The organism is Stenotrophomonas sp. 96582_Sma (assembly GCF_056480905.1).
Genome location: NZ_CM151122.1, coordinates 3,985,673 through 4,004,299, shown reverse-complemented (window position 1 = coordinate 4,004,299; position 18,627 = coordinate 3,985,673). Strand labels below are relative to the sequence as shown.

General features: G+C 66.7%; 18 protein-coding genes and 1 tRNA gene. 6 read left to right on the top strand and 13 right to left on the bottom strand.

The features are described from left to right. Positions 1-2: 2 nt before the first annotated feature. From rdgB to rph, 3 genes are read right to left on the bottom strand one after another with little or no spacing between them, the layout of a single operon-like run. Entirely contained in the window at positions 3-599 is a 597-nt protein-coding gene (gene rdgB / locus ACZK2R_RS18680) for an RdgB/HAM1 family non-canonical purine NTP pyrophosphatase (protein WP_014038346.1), read from the bottom strand. Then, on the bottom strand, positions 596-985 hold the full coding sequence (locus ACZK2R_RS18675; RefSeq protein ID WP_049400723.1) for a VOC family protein: 390 nt from the start codon (positions 983-985) through the stop codon (positions 596-598). Before ACZK2R_RS18675 ends, rdgB begins: the two co-directional genes overlap by 4 nt. Then, positions 982-1,707, bottom strand: coding sequence for a ribonuclease PH (rph, locus tag ACZK2R_RS18670; protein WP_012512000.1), 726 nt, complete (start codon positions 1,705-1,707; stop codon positions 982-984). Before rph ends, ACZK2R_RS18675 begins: the two co-directional genes overlap by 4 nt. Positions 1,708-1,831: 124 nt before the next feature. On the opposite strand from rph, the gene ACZK2R_RS18665 reads away from it, so the two are divergent. After that, the gene (locus ACZK2R_RS18665; protein WP_019661992.1) at positions 1,832-2,692 is read left to right on the top strand and encodes a YicC/YloC family endoribonuclease; all 861 of its coding nucleotides are present in this window, start codon (positions 1,832-1,834) and stop codon (positions 2,690-2,692) included. Between the two features lie 25 nt (positions 2,693-2,717). Here ACZK2R_RS18665 and ACZK2R_RS18660 read toward each other — a convergent pair whose 3' ends face one another. From ACZK2R_RS18660 to fdhE, 7 genes are all read right to left on the bottom strand, one after another. Beyond that, entirely contained in the window at positions 2,718-3,371 is a 654-nt protein-coding gene (locus ACZK2R_RS18660; RefSeq protein WP_180838467.1) for a nucleotidyl transferase AbiEii/AbiGii toxin family protein, read from the bottom strand. Then, positions 3,368-3,859 (bottom strand): helix-turn-helix domain-containing protein, encoded by a 492-nt coding sequence (locus ACZK2R_RS18655; protein WP_180838468.1) that lies wholly within the window; start codon positions 3,857-3,859, stop codon positions 3,368-3,370. The genes ACZK2R_RS18660 and ACZK2R_RS18655 overlap by 4 nt, the downstream gene beginning before the upstream one ends. 70 nt (positions 3,860-3,929) lie before the next feature. Beyond that, positions 3,930-5,009 carry a selenide, water dikinase SelD gene (gene selD, locus ACZK2R_RS18650; RefSeq protein WP_180838469.1) on the bottom strand — a complete coding sequence of 360 codons (1,080 nt, stop codon included), beginning with the start codon at positions 5,007-5,009 and terminating at the stop codon, positions 3,930-3,932. A 26-nt stretch (positions 5,010-5,035) separates the two neighbouring features. Next, positions 5,036-5,131: transfer RNA gene (locus ACZK2R_RS18645), tRNA-Sec, on the bottom strand. Positions 5,132-5,155: 24 nt separating this feature from the next. Beyond that, positions 5,156-7,087, bottom strand: a complete 1,932-nt coding sequence (gene selB, locus ACZK2R_RS18640) for a selenocysteine-specific translation elongation factor (RefSeq protein WP_180838470.1) — start codon at positions 7,085-7,087, stop codon at positions 5,156-5,158. Continuing rightward, a complete protein-coding gene (gene selA, locus ACZK2R_RS18635) occupies positions 7,084-8,508 on the bottom strand; it encodes an L-seryl-tRNA(Sec) selenium transferase (RefSeq protein WP_180838471.1) in 1,425 nt (474 codons plus the stop codon). The genes selB and selA overlap by 4 nt, the downstream gene beginning before the upstream one ends. Positions 8,509-8,512: 4 nt before the next feature. Continuing rightward, on the bottom strand, positions 8,513-9,496 hold the full coding sequence (gene fdhE / locus ACZK2R_RS18630) for a formate dehydrogenase accessory protein FdhE (RefSeq protein ID WP_180838472.1): 984 nt from the start codon (positions 9,494-9,496) through the stop codon (positions 8,513-8,515). Here fdhE and ACZK2R_RS18625 point away from each other — a divergent pair. Further along, on the top strand, positions 9,495-9,734 hold the full coding sequence (locus ACZK2R_RS18625; RefSeq protein ID WP_180838473.1) for a hypothetical protein: 240 nt from the start codon (positions 9,495-9,497) through the stop codon (positions 9,732-9,734). The genes fdhE and ACZK2R_RS18625 overlap by 2 nt on opposite strands. A gap of 49 nt (positions 9,735-9,783) precedes the next feature. Here the strand turns inward: ACZK2R_RS18625 and ACZK2R_RS18620 are convergent, their stop codons facing one another. Genes ACZK2R_RS18620 through fdnG form a run of 3 tightly spaced genes read right to left on the bottom strand, consistent with a single transcriptional unit; the run spans position 9,784 to position 14,424 of the window. Then, positions 9,784-10,431, bottom strand: coding sequence for a formate dehydrogenase subunit gamma (locus tag ACZK2R_RS18620; protein WP_032127833.1), 648 nt, complete (start codon positions 10,429-10,431; stop codon positions 9,784-9,786). Beyond that, positions 10,428-11,345 carry a formate dehydrogenase subunit beta gene (gene fdxH / locus ACZK2R_RS18615; protein WP_012481154.1) on the bottom strand — a complete coding sequence of 306 codons (918 nt, stop codon included), beginning with the start codon at positions 11,343-11,345 and terminating at the stop codon, positions 10,428-10,430. Before fdxH ends, ACZK2R_RS18620 begins: the two co-directional genes overlap by 4 nt. A gap of 10 nt (positions 11,346-11,355) precedes the next feature. Further along, positions 11,356-14,424 carry a formate dehydrogenase-N subunit alpha gene (gene fdnG, locus ACZK2R_RS18610; RefSeq protein ID WP_180838474.1) on the bottom strand — a complete coding sequence of 1,023 codons (3,069 nt, stop codon included), beginning with the start codon at positions 14,422-14,424 and terminating at the stop codon, positions 11,356-11,358. Between the two features lie 291 nt (positions 14,425-14,715). Between fdnG and gmk the strand changes: the two genes are divergently transcribed. The 4 genes from gmk to ACZK2R_RS18590 all read left to right on the top strand — a co-directional run bounded on the left by gmk (position 14,716) and on the right by ACZK2R_RS18590 (position 18,624). Next, positions 14,716-15,381 (top strand): guanylate kinase, encoded by a 666-nt coding sequence (gene gmk, locus ACZK2R_RS18605; RefSeq protein WP_014038334.1) that lies wholly within the window; start codon positions 14,716-14,718, stop codon positions 15,379-15,381. A 110-nt stretch (positions 15,382-15,491) separates the two neighbouring features. Beyond that, complete coding sequence (gene rpoZ / locus ACZK2R_RS18600) at positions 15,492-15,791, top strand: DNA-directed RNA polymerase subunit omega (RefSeq protein ID WP_005410877.1); 300 nt, start codon at positions 15,492-15,494, stop codon at positions 15,789-15,791. A 106-nt stretch (positions 15,792-15,897) separates the two neighbouring features. Then, positions 15,898-18,060: a RelA/SpoT family protein gene (locus ACZK2R_RS18595; protein ID WP_106551287.1), complete on the top strand. Its 2,163-nt coding sequence runs from the start codon at positions 15,898-15,900 to the stop codon at positions 18,058-18,060. A 177-nt stretch (positions 18,061-18,237) separates the two neighbouring features. Next, positions 18,238-18,624 (top strand): RidA family protein, encoded by a 387-nt coding sequence (locus ACZK2R_RS18590; RefSeq protein ID WP_005410875.1) that lies wholly within the window; start codon positions 18,238-18,240, stop codon positions 18,622-18,624. Positions 18,625-18,627: the final 3 nt, after the last annotated feature.

Here is an 18,627-nt window from a genome sequence, read left to right as displayed (position 1 = left end):
CGTCAGTACAGCGTCGCCAGCTGCTGCTTGAGCTGTTGCAGGGCAATGGCACGGTGGCTGATGGCGTTTTTCAGGGCCGGCTCCATCTCCGCGGCGGTCAGGCCGTGGGTGGTGTCAAGGAACACCGGGTTGTAGCCGAATCCATTCGTGCCGCGCAGTTCACGGATGATCTGGCCCTCCCAGCGACCTTCGCAGATCAGCGGCTGCGGATCGGTGGCGTGGCGCAGCAGCACGATCACCGCATAGAAGCGGGCGCCGCGCTGGCCATCGGGAACGTCGGCCATCGCCTCCAGCAGCTTGGCGTTGTTGGCCGCGGCATTGGTCGGGTGGCCGGCATAGCGCGCGCTGTACAGGCCCGGTGCACCGCCGAGGGCATCGACGATCAGGCCCGAATCATCGGCCAGCGCCGGCAGGCCGGTCGCTTCGCAGGCCGCGCGCGCCTTCAGCAGCGCGTTTTCGACGAAGGTCAGGCCGGTTTCTTCCACGTCGCCCAGGCCCAGCTCGGCGGCCGAGGTGATCTGCAGCGGCAGGTCGGCGAGGATCTCCTGCATCTCCACCAGCTTGCCGGCGTTGTGGCTGGCCAGTACCAGTTTCTTCATTGACGGGGCTCCAGCAGGTCCCAGGTGTTGCCATACAGATCGCGGAATACCGCGACCGTTGCATAGGGTTCTTCGCGCGGCGCTTCCAGGAACTCGACCCCGGCGGCCAGCATCGCCGTGTGGTCGCGGTGGAAGTCGTCGGTGTTGAGGAAGAAGGCGACGCGGCCACCGGTCTGGTTGCCGATGCGGCTGCGCTGTTCCTCGTCGCTGGCGCGGGCCAGCAGCAGGGCGGCAGCGCTGCCGTCGGTCGGCCCCACCACCACCCAGCGCTTGTGGCCCTGGTCGATGTCCTCCAGCAGTGCGAAGCCGAGCTTGCCGGTGTACCAGGCAATGGCTTCGTCATAGTCGGCCACCACCAGGGTGGTCAGGGCGATGCGCCGGTTCATGCCGACAGCGCCGCCTGCTGTGCGTCCAGCAGCTCGCGCACGCCCTTCTCGGCCAGGCCCAGCAGCGCGTCCAGTTCATCGCGGCGGAAGGCATGGCCTTCGGCGGTGCCCTGCAGCTCGATGAAGCCACCGCCGTCGTTCATCACCACGTTCATGTCGGTGTCGCAGTCGCTGTCTTCGGCGTAGTCCAGGTCCAGCACCGGGGTGCCGCGGTAGACGCCCACCGACACCGCTGCCACTGCACCCAGGATCGGGTTGCGCTTGATGTCGCCGCGCTTCATCAGCACATTCACCGCATCGACCAGGGCCACGTAGGCGCCGGTGATGGCGGCGGTGCGGGTGCCGCCGTCGGCCTGCAGCACGTCGCAGTCGAGGGTGATGGTGCGCTCGCCCAGCGCGTTGCGGTCCACGCACGCGCGCAGGCTGCGGCCGATCAGGCGCTGGATCTCCAGGGTGCGGCCGCCCTGCTTGCCACGGGCGGCTTCACGGTCGCTGCGGGTGTGGGTGGCGCGCGGCAGCATGCCGTACTCGGCGGTCACCCAGCCTTCGCCCTTGCCGCGCAAGAAGCCCGGCACGCGGTTCTCGACGCTGGCGGTGCACAGCACACGGGTTTCACCGAAGCACACCAGCACCGAACCTTCGGCGTGGCGGGTGAAGCCGCGTTGGATGACGACCGGGCGGAGCTGGTCGGGCTGGCGGCCGCTGGGGCGGGAATCGGACATGGTGCGGGTTCCGTAATGGCGAGGGAGTACGCCGCCACGCCCGCAGCCTTCACGGGGCGGGCAAGGGGGCTCTGGTGAGGGCGCTAGGGTACCATTCCCCCTTTGCACGCACCGGACACAATCCATGATTCGAAGCATGACCGCCTACGCCGGCGGCGAGCGGGTCACCCCGTGGGGCACGCTGGGCTGCGAGCTGCGCTCGGTCAACCACCGCTTCCTGGAGGTCGGCACCCGCCTGCCCGAGGAACTGCGGGCGCTCGAGCCGCAGCTGCGCGAGCGTATCGCCGCGCGCCTGAGCCGCGGCAAGCTGGATCTGGTGATGCGCCTGCGCGCGCCGGAAGCGGCCGCCAACCTGCAGGTGGACGAGGCCCTGCTGGGCCAGCTGGGCCGCCTGGCGCACCGCCTGACCTCCGATTTCCCCAACCTGCAGGTCAGTTTCACCGACCTGCTGCAGCTGCCGGGCGTGACCCGCGGCGAGGCCACCGATGCCGCCGCCCTGCAGGTCGAGGCACTGGCCCTGCTGGACCAGGTGCTGGACGGCTTCGTCGAGGCCCGTGAGCGCGAAGGCGGCAAGTTGTCCGCGGCCATCAGCGAGCGCGTGGACGGCATCGAGCGTATCGCCACCGAAGTCCGCACGCTGATTCCGGCCATTCGCGACGGCCAGCGCGCCAAGCTGGCCGCACGCCTGGCCGACCTGCCGCACCCGGTCGACCCCGGTCGCGCCGAGCAGGAACTGGTGCTGTGGCTGCAGAAGCTGGACGTGGATGAAGAACTGGACCGTCTTGGCAGCCATATCGTCGAGATCCGCCGCGTGCTCAAGCAGCGCGAGCCGGTCGGCCGTCGCCTGGACTTCCTGCTGCAGGAGTTCAACCGCGAAGCCAATACGCTGGGGTCGAAGTCGGTGGACAGCCGTACGTCCAATGCTGCGGTGGAGCTGAAGGTGCTGATCGACCAGATCCGCGAACAGGTGCAGAACATCGAGTGATGTTCTGCGCAATCGCCTGGGAGGATCACAGTCCTTCCAGGCAGTCCCCGGCTATCGCGACGCAGTGATCGAAGCCTGGCGTGTAGTCCAGCGTGTCGATGGCGTTGAACGCAATCTTCAATGTCGGGTGGGGATTGCGGATCTGATCAAGAAACGTTGATCGATGGCGGACCAGCGCGTGCGCGGCGGCCGCCAGCGCGTCCGGCTCGCGTTCGATGACCAGCGCAAGATCGAACAGGTCTCGGGCGGTTGTTCGATGCCCGCGATGGAACATTTTCTTGGCGATGATTTCCGCTGACGTTTCCACGCGTATGCGCCGGTCATCGATCGTCCATTCCTCCTTGGCGTCATCGAGAAGATTGGGAGCTGCGACGAAATCCACCTCGCCTTCCTCGAACTGCAGCTTGACCCATGCGCTGGGATCTTCGCTGTAGTCGCCGGTAAGGCTCGCGGCCACATCGCTCAAGCGGGGAGTGACGAAGCCCAGGTACTGGGGGTTCGGCACGAAGATGTCGATGTCCTTGCTGAGCCGGTGCCGATGTCGAAACATCAGTACCGTTCCGCCACCCAACGTCCAGAACGGATCGGTGATGCCGCCGTGGCGCCGGATCTCCCCGATGAGGACAAGCGCCCGGGGTAGCAGCGCCTGCCAGGCGCCGGCCGGCAATTCGCGGTTCACATCCACAGGTCCTTGCGGTGAGCAGAAAGTGTGTTGGCCATCTTCGCCACGTTGCGCCAGATGCGTCGTGGTGGCATCTGCGCGCCGATTGCAGCTTCCTCGACCGCCATCACCATCATGGCGGGAGGGGCTTCATCCAGCAGGTGCGCCATCTGCGCCGCGTAGGTGGCAGGAACCTCCCCGCTGACCAGTACGCGGGCCAGCTCGCCCGCAGTCAATTCGCTTGCGTAGCTCACGTTCGCGGTTCGCGCGGCCATTTTCAGGCCTTGCTTGCGCAGCCGGTTTTCGGTGGTGGGTGCCGGAACATTCAGACCGAGCACGGCCATCAGCTGTCCCACGCGATTGACGCCCAGGTCGCTCAGGGTGCCCCCTTCCACGCCGACCACGGTCTGCCGGGAAAGACCGCTGAGATGAGCCAGTTGGCCTTGCGACAGGCCAAGCTGCTCACGGCGGGAACGAACCGCCTTGCCGATGTCGATCAGGTTCATTGCCTGAGTGTCCAATATTTTGGACATAATTCAAGTGCCCGGAAGCGGCACGTTGGCAAACCTTCACGTCTCAAACCACCCTGACGCCCGCCGCTCCCTCGCTCAAGCGCCCCAGCACGGCCGCCTGGCCGAACCCCGCATCGTTGAAGCAGGCCAGCACCGCATCCAACGCTTCCGGCGCACAGGACACCAGCAGGCCGCCGCTGGTCTGCGGGTCGGTCAGCAGTGGCTGCCAGTGGGCGGCCAAGCCCTCGGCGAAGCGCACCTCGGCGCCATACGAGGCCCAGTTGCGGTTGGAGGCGCCGGTTACGCAGCCACGTTGCAGCAGGTCCAGGGTCTGCGGCAGCAGCGGCACCTGTGCACTGTCCACCTCGGCGGCCACGCCACTGGCGCGGCACACTTCCAGCAGGTGGCCGAGCAGGCCGAAGCCGGTGACGTCGGTCATCGCGTGCACGCCGTCCAGCGCGGCCAGCGGCACGCCCACGCTGTTCAGGCGGGTGGTCGACGCGACCATCTGCCGGTAGCCCTCGGCATCCAGCACTTCTTTCTTCAGCGCCGACGAATACACGCCCACGCCCAACGGCTTGCCCAGCACCAGCACGTCACCGGCGCGGGCATCGGCATTGCACTTGAGCCGTTGCGGGTCGAGCACACCGATCGCGGCCAGGCCGTAGATGGGTTCCACCGAATCGATGCTGTGGCCACCAGCCACCACGATGCCGGCATCAGCACAGGCGCGTTCGCCACCCTGCAGGATGCCGCGGATGGTGTCCTGCGGCAGGCTGTTGATCGGCATGCCGACGATGGCCAGTGCGAACAGCGGGCGCGCGCCCATCGCGTACAGGTCCGACAGCGCATTGGTGGCGGCGATGCGGCCGAAGTCGAACGGGTCGTCGACAATCGGCATGAAGAAGTCGGTGGTGGCGACGATCGCCTGCCGGTCATCGAGGCGATACACCGCGGCGTCGTCGCTGGTCTCGCGGCCGACCAGCAGCTCGGCCGGTGCCGGAAGCGCTGGAACGCCACGCAGCAGTTCGGTCAGCACGCCCGGCGCGATCTTGCAGCCGCAGCCACCGCCATGCGCGAGAGACGTCAGTCGCTGCGGGGCATCGGCCGTTGAAGGAGCGGGGGACTGCGCGTGCGTGGCCATGCCGACATCTCCTGCGGGAACGCGAATGGCGGAAGGCAGCAGGAGTCGAACCTACCAGGGAACGATCGACGCCCCCTACTGGGTTTGAAGCCCAGCCGCATGCCCGGATGCGCATGCCTTCCGAAAGTACGGCGGTACCGGTGGGCTCAGCCGCGGGCTGCGTTCCACTGCAGGTCGCCGCGCGGCCGATGTTGGTCACCGCCGCGTCGAGTGTAGCCAACGCGATTGAAGAACTCCAAGATCTGGATGCTGCGTTTGCGGCCCAGGCCGATGGCATCGCGGAACGCCGCCGCATCCACCGTGCCGCTGGCCTGTGACAGCTGCGCGACGATAGCAGCGAGTTCCGCAATGCGCGCGGGTGAATAAAACAAGTCCGGTACCACCTGGAACAGTTCACCACGTGCGGCGGCGCGGCGCAGGGCGGCGCGGACTTCGTCTTCGGCCAGGCCGATCTCGGCAGCAAGGGTGCGCACCCACGGCGGATCGAAGCGACCGGCGTGCAGTTGCGGCAGCACGCGTTCCAGCAGCAGACGCTCGCGTTCCGGTGGCGCATGGTCATGCCCGGGCAGGCGCCACCAGGCACCCACGCGTTGCACGCTGCCGTCGTCCAGCAGGTCCTGCAGCAGCGCATTCCAGAGGCTCGCTGCAAGCGCAGGCAGGGTGCTGCGCTGCAGGCGGCCGCTGTCGACACCGGGTTCGTCGGGGCGTCGCTCATGCCATCCACGCAGCGAGGTGATTACCTGCTCGCGCAGCGCCTGCCAGTGCGAAGCGAAGATGATCACCGTGTCATCGCGGGTCGCGATGCGTCGCGCGTCCTCGGGCAGGTCGATGCGGTCGGCAGCGCGTCGGCAATAGCGTTGCAACGCGGTGAGGGGAATGCCGGCAGGTGCCTGCTGCAGCAGCGGGACAACACCGGCACCGGCCGCCAGCTGCTCCAGTGCCCCCAGCCAGGCCAGCCGCGCAGGACTGCGCCGGCGCCGCTGTGGCGGGTCCGGATCGAGCACGAGGCCGCCGCCCAGCGTGTGGGTGGCCGCTGAATCGCGGGCAATGAAGCGATCGCCACACATCGCACAGACCGGAGCATCGAACACCAGTTGCACCAACTGCCCATCACCGTGGTCATGGTCCTCCAGCAGCACCACATGGGCCTGCCGGTGCATCGTGCCCCAGTGGATATGCAGCGGTGCCCAGTCGCGCAACGGTGCGGCCAACGCGGACAGCCGCAACCGCACATCAACGCGGGTGGTGGCCAGCAGTGCGCGTGCGTCGGCGATCCAGTCACCGCGGTGGATGTCGTCACGGGCGATGGCCGCCAGGTTCAGCGCGCAGCGCTGCCCGGCCATCGCGTGCTCGCTGGCCTGGTTCTGCGCATGGATGCTGCGCACGCGCACGTCGGTGGCGGCTGGCATCAGCTGCAGATGCTCACCCACCGCGGCGATGCCGCCATGCACCGCGCCGGTCACCAGCGTGCCGTGGCCGGCCAGCGAGAACACGCGGTCCACCGGCATGCGGAACAGTTCGCTGCGCAGTTCGGCCTGGCGTGTGCTGGCATCGTCCGCCGCCCATGCGTGCAGCTGGGTACGCAGTGCGCTGATGCCGGCATCGTCGGGTGCGGTGCTGTTGCAGGCGAACAGAGGAGAATCCTGCAGCGGTGTCGCGGCCAGCAGCGCGGTAATCTCGATCTCGACCCGTGCGAGGCGCGCCGCATCCACACGGTCGATCTTGGTCAGCGCCACCGCACCACGATCCACGCCCAGCAGCTGCAGGATGGCCAGATGCTCGCGGGTCTGTGGCATCACGCCGTCGTCGGCAGCGATCACCAGCAGGGCGACATCGATACCCGTGGCGCCGGCCACCATCGTATGCACGAAGCGCTCATGGCCTGGCACGTCGACGAAGCCCAGCGTCGCAGCCGGGCCTTCGGCGTCCCTGCTTTCCACCGGGACATAGGCATAGCCCAGTTCGATCGATATACCGCGCGTTCGCTCTTCCTGCAGGCGATCGGTTTCGATGCCGGTCAGTGCGCGTACCAGGCTGGTTTTGCCATGGTCGATATGCCCGGCGGTGCCGACGATCATGCCTGCAGCGCGCTCCATTGGGCGAGGAAGTCGGCTTCGTCGGCCGGTTCCAGGCAGCGCAGGTCCAGCCATAGCGCGTCATCGGCAATGCGGCCCAGCACGGGTCGCGGCAGCTGACGCAAGCGCTTGGCCAGGCGATTCAGTCCGCCACGGCGCGCGCTGGTAATGCGCAGTCCGGCGCTGGCCAGCTGCGCCTGTGGCTGGGCGCCGCTGCCGATCTGGCTCTGCATTGGTGACCGTTCAAGATCGTAGTCGGCCGCGAGCGCGGAACGCATCGGCTGCAGCAGGCGCTGGGCCTGCACATCGATGTCCTCCTGCGTACGTGACAGGGTGCGCAGGGTCGGCAGCCGCTGTGCCAGCAGCTCCGGTTCGCGGTACAGGGCCAGCACCGCTTCCAGTGCAGCCAGGCCCATCTTGTCCATGCGCAGTGCCCGCTTCAGCGGGTTGCGGTTGATCCGTGCAATCAGGTCGGCGCGACCGGCGATGATGCCGGCCTGCGGACCACCCAGCAGCTTGTCGCCACTGAACGACACCAGATCGGCGCCGGCCGCCAGCGTTTCCTGCACGGTGGGCTCGTGCGGCAGGCCGAAGGCCGCCAGATCGCACAGGCTGCCACTGCCCAGGTCCACCACAAGCGGCAGGCCGTGCTCGTGCGCGATCGCGGCCATCGCCGCGGTGTCGACCTTGGCGGTGAAGCCGGTGATCGCGTAGTTGCTGGCGTGCACCTCCATCAGCAGCGCGGTGCGCGTGCCGATGGCATTGGCGAAGTCAGCCGGATGGGTACGGTTGGTGGTGCCGACTTCCAGCAGCCGCGCACCGGCACTGCGCATCACGTCGGGAATGCGGAAGGCGCCACCGATCTCCACCAGCTCGCCGCGTGACACCACCACGTCGCGGCGGTTGGCCAGGCTGTTGAGCAGCAGCAGGACCGCCGCGGCATTGTTGTTGACCACAGTGGCGGCTTCAGCGCCGGTCAGTTCGCAGATCAATGCCTGCACCCGTGCATCGCGGTCGCCGCGACGGCCGCGGCTGATGTCGAATTCAAGATCCACCGGCGCGGTCATCGCGCGGGTGACCGCGTGCACGGCGGCATCCGGCAGCAAGGCGCGGCCGAGATTGGTGTGCAGCACGGTGCCGGTCAGATTGAACATCGGCTGCAGATCCTGCCGTGCGTCAGCGGCCAGTGCGGCCTCGACTGCTGCCACCAGCGCCGGGCCGTCAACCGCTTCCTGCAGCTGCGTGGCCGAGAGCTGGCCGGCGCTGATACGGTCGCGCAGCACCTGCAGGTGCGAACGCAGCAGCTGGGTGATACGGCTGCGGCCGTGGCCCTCGATCAGTGCTGCCAGGGCAGGCAGACGCAGCAACCGGTCCAGCGAGGGCAGGGCGGAAATCGATGCCGGGGTGGGGGGCGCGGCTGTCATCGCCTCACTCGCCGTCGGATTGCCACAGCAGCGGATTCTGGCTGGCACGCGCATAGCCCTCCTCTGCCAGCAGCAGATCCAGCGCCAGCGTGCCGAGGTCATCGGCCACCGGCTCCAGCGACGGGTCTTTTTCCAGATACAGGATCTTGCGGTAGCTGTGGCAGTGGTCGCAGGTCTCGGCACGGACCGCGCTCTCGCGCACCGCCTCGCCGCTGTCGCCGTCCACATCGGCCAGGGCGCGATAGGCGATGTCCTTGCCGGCCGCACCACACTGGCTGCACTGCACGCGTACGTAGTGCCACTGGCAGGCACACAGCGAGCACGACAGGTAGCGGTAGGAGGCATAGGGCGGCCGCGCCTGCACCACGCTGACCACCGGCAGGGTGCCGCACAGCGGGCACAGCCCCGGTGCATCGGCCAGCGGCTTCAGCTCGGTGGGGCGGAAGCTGTCCGCCAGCACCGCCCAGTAGACCTGCAGCGCGTTCATCACCAGCAGCGCAGCCACCGCATCCACCGACGGCGCGTCATCACGCTCCAGCACCGCATGCGCCTGCGCATCCAGCCACCCGTCATCGGCAGCAGCAACGCGCTGCAGTTCCTGGCGGGTTTCCGCGGGCAGCCCGGCTTCTTCAGCGCAGTGCTGGCATAGCGTGCGCAGCCAGCCGCGCCAGCGTCCATCCAGCTGAAGTGTGTTGGCGGGCCGCAACGGCATACCGGCGCCGGCTGCCGCACTCGACTGCTGTGCACGCGCCTGTGCCTGAAGTTCCTCGCGTTGCTGCGGTGTCAGATCCTCCAGCAGCGCCTGCTGCGCATCGGCCAACGCCGCCAGCAGCTGCAGGTAACCACCGATGGCACTGTGTGCAGCCAGACTGCGCAGGCGGTCCGCACGTCCGGCAAACAGCGACGCGGTATCGGGCAGGATGATGCGCGGAACATCGCGCGAGGCCAGCGTCTCGATCTCACCGGGTTCAAGGATGCGTTGCGCCATGCAGGGCCAGCCAGAAGAACCAGGCTCCATCCTCGCCGTTGTCGACGCCGGCGTCCAGCGTGTTCCAGGCAAAGCAGTCGAGCAAAGCAGTCGAGCATGGCTCGACTCTACAAAAAAGGCGGTTTCGATCATTGCCGTGTTCATCGTGTCGACCAAGGTCGACACCCACCAAAAGCACCGCGGACCTGTCGAGGGGGACCGGACCCACCGCGCCATCCCTCAGGAAACCCGCTCTTGACGTTGATGTTGACGTTGATCCAGCGGGTGCAGGGCCGCAGGCCCTGCCGCTACCCCTCTTCCCGCCGCCCGCGCAGGATGTCCCGGAACCACTGCCGGTGATGCTTGTACGCCCACCCGTAGGTCACCTTGCCCTGGGTCATCGCCCGCACCGAGCCCTTGATCCAGATCGCTGCATAGATGTGCACCACGATCGCGCACACCAGCACCCAGCCGAACAGCGCATGGGCCAGCACCGAGAAGCGGATCACCCCGATCGGGAAGAAGTGGCTGAAGTACTGCCGCCAGATCACGAAGCCGGTCAACAGCAGCGCCGACAGGCAACCGATGATCGCCCAGAACAGCAGCTTCTGGCCGGCATTGAAGCGACCCACCGGTGGCAGCTTCTCGTCCTCGTTGCGCAGTACATCGCGCATGCCGCGCATCCACTTGCCATCGTCGGCGGTCGGCAGATTGTCGCGCCACATGCGGAACGCCAGCAGCGCAAAGCCCACCACCATGGCCAGGCCGATGAACGGGTGCAGGATGCGCGTCCATGGCCCACCGCCAAACAACTGGGTCAGCGGGAACAGGGCAGGGTGGAACAACGCCAATCCGGACAGCGCGGTCAACACGAAGCAGATCGCCACAATCCAGTGATTGATGCGGGTCGGCGCGCGGTAGCGGATGATCTGCCGCGGGTGCGGGGCGTACTTCATGGCCGCTGCTCCTCTTCGATCTTCTTCGCCTCGTGCTCGGCTTCCTCTTCTTCCTCGTCATTGACCGTGTTGCGGCCGATGCCGATGTAATGCAGGAAGCCGGCGAAGGCGGTAGCGGCAATCGCCAGCACGCCCAGCGGCTTGGCCACGCCCTTCCACACCTCCACCATCGGGCTGATGCGCGGGTCCTTCGGCAGGTCGGCATACAGTTCCGGCTTGTCCACATGCTGCAGCACGTACATCACGTGGGTGCCGCCCACGCCCTGCGGGTCGTACAGGCCGGCGTTCTCGTAGCCGCGCGATTTCAGGTCTTCCACGCGTCCCGCCGCGTGCTCGGTCATCGCCTGCTTGCTGCCGAAGGTGATCGCACCGGTCGGGCAGGTCTTCACGCAGGCCGGTTCCTGGCCCACCGCCACCCGGTCCGAACACAGCGTGCACTTGTAGGCCTTGTGGTCCTTCTTGGAAATGCGCGGTACGTCGAACGGGCAACCGGTCACGCAGTAGCCGCAGCCGATGCAGTTCTCTTCCTGGAAGTCGACGATACCGTTGGCGTACTGGATGATCGCGCCCGGCGACGGGCAGGCCTTCAGGCAGCCCGGATCGCTGCAGTGCATGCAGCCCTCCTTGCGGATCAGCCACTCCAGCTTGCCTTTCTCGTCCTCGTACTCGCGGAACTTCATCACCGTCCACGACTGTTCGCTCAGGTCGGGCGGGTTGTCATAGCTGCCGACGCAGCTGCCGACCTCGTCGCGAAGGTCGTTCCACTCCATGCAGGCGACCTGGCAGGCCTTGCAGCCGATGCACTTGCTCACATCGATCAGCTTGGCGACCTGGCCGGTGTGCGCGCCACGCGCCTCCGGCGAGGGCGTAGTGGTGGCCGAGCGGCGGATGATGTCCAGGGATTGCAGTGACATGGCGTGTCTCCTACACCTTCTCGACCTTGACCAGGATGCACTTCGATTCGGGCGTCTGCGAGTTGCCGTCACCGATGGCGTTGGTCAGCGTATTGGCGATGTATCCGGGCTTGGCCGCACCGAGGAAACCCCAGTGGATCGGCACGCCCACCTGGTGCACGGTTCTGCCATCAATCTGCAGGGCCTTGATGCGCTTGGTCACCATCGCCACCGCTTCGATATGCCCGCGCTTGGAACTGACGCGCACGCGGCTGCCGTTGTTGATGCCCAGCTCATCGGCCAACGCCGCGCCGATCTCGACGAACTGCTCGGGCTGGATGATGGCGTTCAACTTGCCGTGCTTGGTCCAGAAGTGGAAATGCTCGGTCAGGCGGTAGGTTGTGGCTACATGCGGGAACTCGTCCGGCGAACCGATCTGTGCGCGATCGCTGGCGAACACGCGCGCCGCCGGGTTGTTCAACGTCAGTGCCTGGCCCGGGCTGAGCGGGTTGCTGCGCAGCGGGGTATCGAACGGTTCGTAGTGCTCCGGGAACGGCCCTTCGGCCATGCCAGCCTTGGCGAAGAAGCGGGCGATGCCTTCCGGATTCATGATGAACGGGCCCATGCCGCCGGCGGGATCTTCATCCGCCTTGAAGTCCGGCACGTCCACGCTGCCCCAGTTTTTCCCGTTCCAGGCCAGCAGCGTGCGGCGCGGATCGAACGGTTGGCCAGCCACGTCGCACGAGGCGCGGTTGTACATCACGCGGCGATTGGCCGGCCATGCCCAGGCCCAGCCCAGCGTGTTGCCGATGCCGGTGGGGTCGCTGTTGTCACGTCGCGCCATCATGTTGCCGGTCGGGCCCCAGGCGCCGATGTAGATCCAGCAACCGGAGGACGTGCTGCCGTCGTCGCGCAGGTCGCCGAATGCCGCCAGCTGCTCGCCGGCCTTGCGCACCAGCTTGGTCGGGTCCTTCGGATCGAACACGTCGGCCAGTGCCTTGCCGTTGTATTCCATCGCCAGTTCTTCCGGCGTCGGCAGTTCCGGGTTGGAGTACTTCCAGGCCAGGTCGCGCACCGGCTCCCACCACGCACCGCCGTCCTTTTCGTACATCGCTTTGATGCGATGGAACAGCTCGGACATGATCTCGATGTCGCTGCGCGCTTCGCCCGGCGGATTGGCCCCCTTCCAGTGCCACTGCAGCCAGCGCGAGGAGTTCACCACCGCGCCGTTTTCCTCGGCGAAGGAAGTGGTCGGCAGGCGGAATACTTCGGTCTGGATCGTGCTCGGGTCAACGTCGTTCAGCGCGCCATGGTTCTGCCAGAACGCGATGGTCTCGGTTTCCAGCGGGTCCATGCTGACCATGAACTTCAGCTTGGAGAACGCGCTGATCAGCTTGCCCTTGTTCGGCGCCGAGGCCAGCGGGTTGAAGCCCTGGCAGATGTAGCCGTGGATCTTGCCCTCGTTCATCAGCTCGTACGCCTGCAGCATGTCGTACGGCTTGTCGAGCTTGGGCAGGTAATCGAAACACCAGTTGTTGTCGGCGGTGGCGGCGTCGCCCCACCACGATTTCATCAGGCTGACGTGGAACTTCGGGTAGTTCTGCCAGAACGACATCTGGTTGGCGCGCAGCGGCTTCTGCGTGCGCTTGGCGATGTAGGCGTCGTAGTCCTGCTCGTCCTGTTTCGGCAGCGTCAGGTAGCCGGGCAGCAGGTCGGACATCAGGCCGATGTCGGTCAGGCCCTGGATGTTGGAATGCCCGCGCAAGGCGTTCATGCCACCGCCGGCCACGCCGATGTTGCCCAGCAGCAGCTGCACCATGGTGCCGGCACGCACGTTCTGCGCACCGATCGAATGCTGCGTCCAGCCCAGCGCGTACAGGATGGTCATCGCCTTGTCCTTGCCGGCGGTGGACGCGATCATCTCCCAGACCTGGCGGATGCTGTCCGCCGGCGTCCCGCAGATGCGTTCGACCATCTCCACGGTGTAGCGCGCGTAGTGCTGCTTGAGCAGGGTGTAGACGCAGCGCGGGTCCTTCAGCGTCGGGTCGCTGCGCACGAAGCCATCGTCACCGTAGGCGTAGTCCCAGCTGGAGCGGTCGTAGCTGCGCTTCTCTTCGTTGTAGCCCGAATACAGGCCGTCCTTGAAGGCGAATTCGTCCTTCACCAGGAACGACATGTCGGTGTAGTTCAGCACGTACTCGTGCTGGATGCGGTCCTCGGTCAACAGGTAGTTGATCAGGCCGCCCAGGAACACGATGTCGGTGCCGGTACGGATCGGCGCATACACGTCGGCCACCGCGGCCGAGCGGTTGAAGCGCGGATCGACCACGATCAGCCGGGCCTTGTTGTGTGCCTTGGCCTCGGTCACCCATTTGAACCCGCACGGGTGTGCCTCGGCGGCATTGCCACCCATGATCAGGATCAGGTCGGCATTCTTGATGTCGACCCAGTGATTCGTCATCGCACCACGGCCTAGCGTCGGGGCAAGACCTGCCACCGTCGGGCCGTGTCAGACACGTGCCTGGTTGTCGAATGCCAGCATGCCAAGGGAGCGCACGACCTTGTGGGTCAGCACCGCGGTTTCATTGCTGGTCGCCGAGGCGGCGAGCATGCCGGTGGTCAGCCAGCGGTTGACCGTCTGCCCGGCCTCGTTCTTCTGCACGAAGTTGGCATCGCGGTCTTCCTTCATCAGCCGCGCGATGCGGTCCAGCGCATCGTCCCAGCTCAGCCGCTTCCACTCGTTCGAGCCCGGCGCGCGGTACTCGGGGTAGAGCAGGCGCGACTTGCTGTGGATGATGTCGGCCAGGCCGGCACCCTTCGGGCACAGCGTGCCGCGGTTGACCGGATGGTCCGGGTCACCCTCGATATGGAAGATGCTCGGCTCGGCGTTCTTGGCGCCATCGCCGAGGCTGTACATCAGGATGCCGCAGGCCACCGAACAATACGTACAGGTGTTGCGGGTCTCGGTCGCGCGGGTCAGCTTGTACTGCCTGACCTCCGCGAGCGCGATGCCGGGCGCGAAGCCCATCAATGCCAGGCTGGAGCCGACCAGGGTTGTCCCGGTCACTTTCAGGAACTGGCGGCGGCTCATCGATGGCATGCCGTTCTCCTGGGATGGCGGGGAGGCGCAGGCCTCCGGGCTGTCGTTGGGTACGGCCCGGTTATAGCACAGGCCCCCGTACGCCCATGTGGCACAAGGCCCGGCGCCCGCCAGACGGGCGCGCAACGGGGCCGCTCTGGTAAAGTTGCGTGCCCGCCCCCCGGGGAAAGCGTCTGCCGGGCCTGGTTCCAGGATGTTCCGCGCAGCCCCCGCCGTCCTGGCGCGATCCTCCGCGCCGGATCTGGAACACCGAGGAAAAATTTTGCGAAATCAACCCGTTGGATCCCCCGCATGAGCGCCCCGTCGAAGCCGTCGGACGCCGTTGCGCGCGGCACGCTGTACATCGTTGCCGCCCCGTCCGGTGCCGGCAAGAGCAGCATCGTCAATGCCACCCTGGCGCGTGACCCACAGATCGCCCTGTCGATCTCCTTCACCTCGCGCGCGATGCGCCCGGGTGAAGTGAATGGCCAGCACTACCATTTCGTCTCTGCGGAGAAGTTCGAGGAAATGATCGCCGCCGGCGACTTCTTCGAGCATGCCTGGGTGCACGGTGACTGGAAGGGCACCGCCCGCCAGTCGGTGGAGCCGCAGCTGGCCGCCGGCCAGGACGTGCTGCTGGAAATCGACTGGCAGGGCGCGCAGCAGGTACGCCAGCTGGTGCCGGGCACGGTCACCGTGTTCATCCTGCCGCCGTCCAAGCAGGCCCTGCAGGACCGCATGCGCAAGCGCGGCCAGGACAGCGAGGCGGTCATCGCCCAGCGCCTGGGCGCCGCCCGTGACGAGATGCTGCACTTCAACGAGTTCGACTACGTCATCGTCAACGAGGTGTTCGACACCGCCGTGGACGAACTGTGCGCCATCTTCACCGCCAGCCGCCTGCGCCGGGAGGCCCAGAAGGTCCGCCACGCTGGGCTGATCCAGGCCTTGTTGACCCCCGATCCGGGCGCAACTGACTGATTCCAAAAGAATCGGGTAGGGGCTGGCTTGATTTTGTCCAGCCCCTGCCAGTACACTCCGTCCCCTTTCCCTCATTCGACTGAGCGGCCGACCGGTCGCCGGGAGCCCGTATGGCCCGCATCACCGTAGAAGATTGCCTGGAAGTCGTTAACAACCGTTTCGAACTGGTCATGATGGCTTCCAAGCGTGCCCGCCAGCTCGCCAACGGCGTGCAGGCCACGCTGGACAACAGCGAGACCGAGGACAAGCCGACCGTGCTGGCGCTGCGCGAAATCGCCGCCCGCAAGATCGACAACGCGCTGATCGACGAAGTCGAGAAGGCCGAGCGTGAGCGCGCAGAGCGCGAAGCGCTGGAGTGGGCTGCCGCGGAAGTGGTCGCCGACGAAGACATGTCCAAGAACGACGATTGATCGCATCGATCAACGTAATCGTTGGATGTGCCGAACAGCCCGCCCCGTGCGGGCTGTTTCGCATTCAGGATTTGCCGTAAACGTCGCGCTGGAATAGGCTGCGGGCATGAACCCAGGCCCCACTGCCAAGGTCGCCGCAGCCCCCGCTGCCGCCGTACCCGACTACGTCCTCCAGCTTGAACGCGCCGCCCATTACCTGCCGCCGGAACAGCTGCCGCTGTTGCGCCGTGCCTGGGAAGTCGGAGCCGCCGCACACGCCGGGCAGACGCGCAAGTCGGGCGAGCCCTATATCACCCATCCGGTGGCCGTGGCCCAGGTGCTGGCTGAGCTGGGCCTGGACGTGGAAGCGCTGATCGCCGCGATCCTGCACGACACCATCGAAGACACTCCGCTGACCCGTGAAGCGCTGGCCGCCGAGTTCGGCGAAGCCGTGGCCGAACTGGTCGACGGCGTGACCAAGCTGGACAAGCTGAAGTTCCGCGACCGCCAGGAAGCGGCCGCCGAGAGCTTCCGCAAGATGCTGCTGGCGATGTCGCGCGACCTGCGCGTGATCATGATCAAGCTGGCCGACCGCCTGCACAACATGCGCACGCTGGGCGCGCAGAGCCGCGAAGCGCGCGGCCGCATCGCCCGCGAGACGCTGGAGATCTACGCGCCCATCGCCCAGCGCCTGGGCATGAGCCTGGTCAAGAGCGAGCTGCAGAACCTCGGCTTCAAGGCGCTCTACCCGTGGCGCCACGCCATCATTGAAAAACACATCCGCAGCCAGCCGGTGGTGCGCCGCGAGGCGATGGCGCAGGTGGAAGTGCAGCTGTCGCAGCGCCTGGCCAAGGAGGGGATCGAGCATCGGCTGATCAGCCGCATCAAGACCCCGTGGAGCATCTACAACAAGATGCGCGACGAGAACAAATCCTTCGACCAGGTGATGGACGTGTTCGGCTTCCGCCTGGTCGTGCGCAGCGTGCCCAGCTGTTACCACGCGCTGGGTTCGGTGCATGCCACCTTCAAACCGCTGGATGGCCGCTTCCGCGATTTCATCGCCATTCCCAAGGCCAACGGCTACCAGTCGCTGCACACCGTGCTGTTCGGGCCGTATGGCTCGCCGATCGAAGTGCAGATCCGTACCGAGGAAATGGACCTGATTGCCGAACGCGGCGTGGCCGCGCACTGGACCTACAAGTTCGGTGGTGATTCGCCCAACAGCGCACAGAGCCGCGCGCACGCCTGGATCGTCGAGCTGATCGACTCGCAGCGCGCCGCCGGGTCCTCGCTGGAGTTCCTCGACAACGTCAAGGTCGACCTGTTCCCGGACGAGGTCTACCTGTTCACGCCGAAGGGCAAGATCCTGGCCCTGCCGCGCAACTCCACAGCGCTCGATTTCGCCTACGCCGTGCATACCGACGTCGGCAACATGGCCGTGGCCTCGCGCGTGGACAAGAAACTGGTGCCGTTGCGCACCAAGCTGGTGTCGGGGCAGTCGGTGGAGATCATCACCGCGCGCTCGGCCACGCCGAAACCGCAGTGGCTGGAATTCGTGGTCACCAGCAAGGCGCGCACCGCCATCCGCCATCAGCTCAAGCAGCTGGAGCACGAAGACGCCGTGCAGCTCGGCCACCGCATGCTGGACCGTGCGCTGGAAGCGATGGATTCCTCGTTGGAGCGGCTGCCGAAGGGGCGCCTGGATGCGTTCCTCACCGAGCATCGTTTCCCGCGCCTGGAGGCGCTGCTGGCCGAGGTCGCGCTGGGCAACTGGATGCCGACCCAGGCCGCGCAGGCACTGATGGCCTACGCCGAACTGCGTGGCGGCCCGCATTCGCGCCACCATTCGCAGGAAAAGATCCTGATCAACGGCAGCGAGCGCGGCGTGGTCACCTTCGCCGGCTGCTGCCAGCCGATTCCCGGCGACGAGATCATGGGCTACCACACCGCCGGCAAGGGCATCGTGGTGCACCGCATGGACTGCCCGAACCTGGCCGAGCTGCGCAAGTCGCCCGAGCGCTGGGTGCCGATCGGCTGGGATACCACCGTCTCCGGCGACTACGACACCTCGCTGGTGGTGGAAGTGGAGAACGGCACCGGCGTGCTGGCGCAGCTGGCCGCCGCCATCGCGCAGAGCCATTCCAACATCGAGCGTGTGGACTACCTGGACCGTGATTTCAACGCCGCCGTGCTGGCGTTCAACATCCAGGTGCGCGACCGCAACCACCTTGCCGAAGTGATGCGCCGCCTGCGCCGCCTGTCGGTCGTGCAGTCGGTACGCCGCCAGTAACGCGAACCCGGTAGTGCCGGCCGCTGGCCGGCAACTTCGCGGTGCTTCCGACGTTCATGGGTTTGCCGGCCAGCGGCCGGCACTACCGAAGCGGCGCGGTAGATCCACGCCATGCGTGGATGCGCCCCCACCCGGTACAATCACCGCTCTGTTTTCCCCCAAGCACCGGAGCGACCCATGTCCCGCCAGATCATCAACACCGAAAAGGCTCCCGCCGCCATCGGCCCGTACTCGCAGGCCGTGCGCGCCGGCAACACCGTGTATTTCTCCGGCCAGATTCCGCTCGACCCGGCCACCGGTGACATCGTCGGCGCCGGTGACGTCGAAGCGCAGGCCCGCCGCGCCTTCGACAACCTCAAGGCCGTGGCCGAAGCCGCCGGCGGCTCGCTGGACAAGGTCGTGCGCCTTGGCCTGTACCTGACCGACCTGGGCGAGTTCGCCAAGGTCAACGCCGTCATGCAGGACTACTTCCAGGCCCCGTACCCGGCCCGTTCCACCATCGAAGTCTCCGGCCTGCCGAAGGGCGCCAACTTCGAGGTCGACGCGGTGATGGTCATCGACTGACCG

Bases quoted from the DNA above. Each gene is read 5' to 3' on its own strand.
- selD (WP_180838469.1), bottom strand. From the start codon at position 5,009: ATGGCCACGCACGCGCAGTCCCCCGCTCCTTCAACGGCCGATGCCCCG.
- ACZK2R_RS18655 (WP_180838468.1), bottom strand. From the start codon at position 3,859: ATGAACCTGATCGACATCGGCAAGGCGGTTCGTTCCCGCCGTGAGCAG.
- ACZK2R_RS18590 (WP_005410875.1), top strand. From the start codon at position 18,238: ATGTCCCGCCAGATCATCAACACCGAAAAGGCTCCCGCCGCCATCGGC.
- ACZK2R_RS18625 (WP_180838473.1), top strand. From the start codon at position 9,495: ATGCAGGGCCAGCCAGAAGAACCAGGCTCCATCCTCGCCGTTGTCGAC.
- rph (WP_012512000.1), bottom strand. From the start codon at position 1,707: ATGTCCGATTCCCGCCCCAGCGGCCGCCAGCCCGACCAGCTCCGCCCG.
- rdgB (WP_014038346.1), bottom strand. From the start codon at position 599: ATGAAGAAACTGGTACTGGCCAGCCACAACGCCGGCAAGCTGGTGGAG.
- ACZK2R_RS18665 (WP_019661992.1), top strand. From the start codon at position 1,832: ATGATTCGAAGCATGACCGCCTACGCCGGCGGCGAGCGGGTCACCCCG.
- rpoZ (WP_005410877.1), top strand. From the start codon at position 15,492: ATGGCCCGCATCACCGTAGAAGATTGCCTGGAAGTCGTTAACAACCGT.
- fdhE (WP_180838472.1), bottom strand. From the start codon at position 9,496: ATGGCGCAACGCATCCTTGAACCCGGTGAGATCGAGACGCTGGCCTCG.
- fdxH (WP_012481154.1), bottom strand. From the start codon at position 11,345: ATGTCACTGCAATCCCTGGACATCATCCGCCGCTCGGCCACCACTACG.
- gmk (WP_014038334.1), top strand. From the start codon at position 14,716: ATGAGCGCCCCGTCGAAGCCGTCGGACGCCGTTGCGCGCGGCACGCTG.
- ACZK2R_RS18620 (WP_032127833.1), bottom strand. From the start codon at position 10,431: ATGAAGTACGCCCCGCACCCGCGGCAGATCATCCGCTACCGCGCGCCG.
- ACZK2R_RS18595 (WP_106551287.1), top strand. From the start codon at position 15,898: ATGAACCCAGGCCCCACTGCCAAGGTCGCCGCAGCCCCCGCTGCCGCC.
- ACZK2R_RS18675 (WP_049400723.1), bottom strand. From the start codon at position 985: ATGAACCGGCGCATCGCCCTGACCACCCTGGTGGTGGCCGACTATGAC.
- selA (WP_180838471.1), bottom strand. From the start codon at position 8,508: ATGACAGCCGCGCCCCCCACCCCGGCATCGATTTCCGCCCTGCCCTCG.
- selB (WP_180838470.1), bottom strand. From the start codon at position 7,087: ATGATCGTCGGCACCGCCGGGCATATCGACCATGGCAAAACCAGCCTG.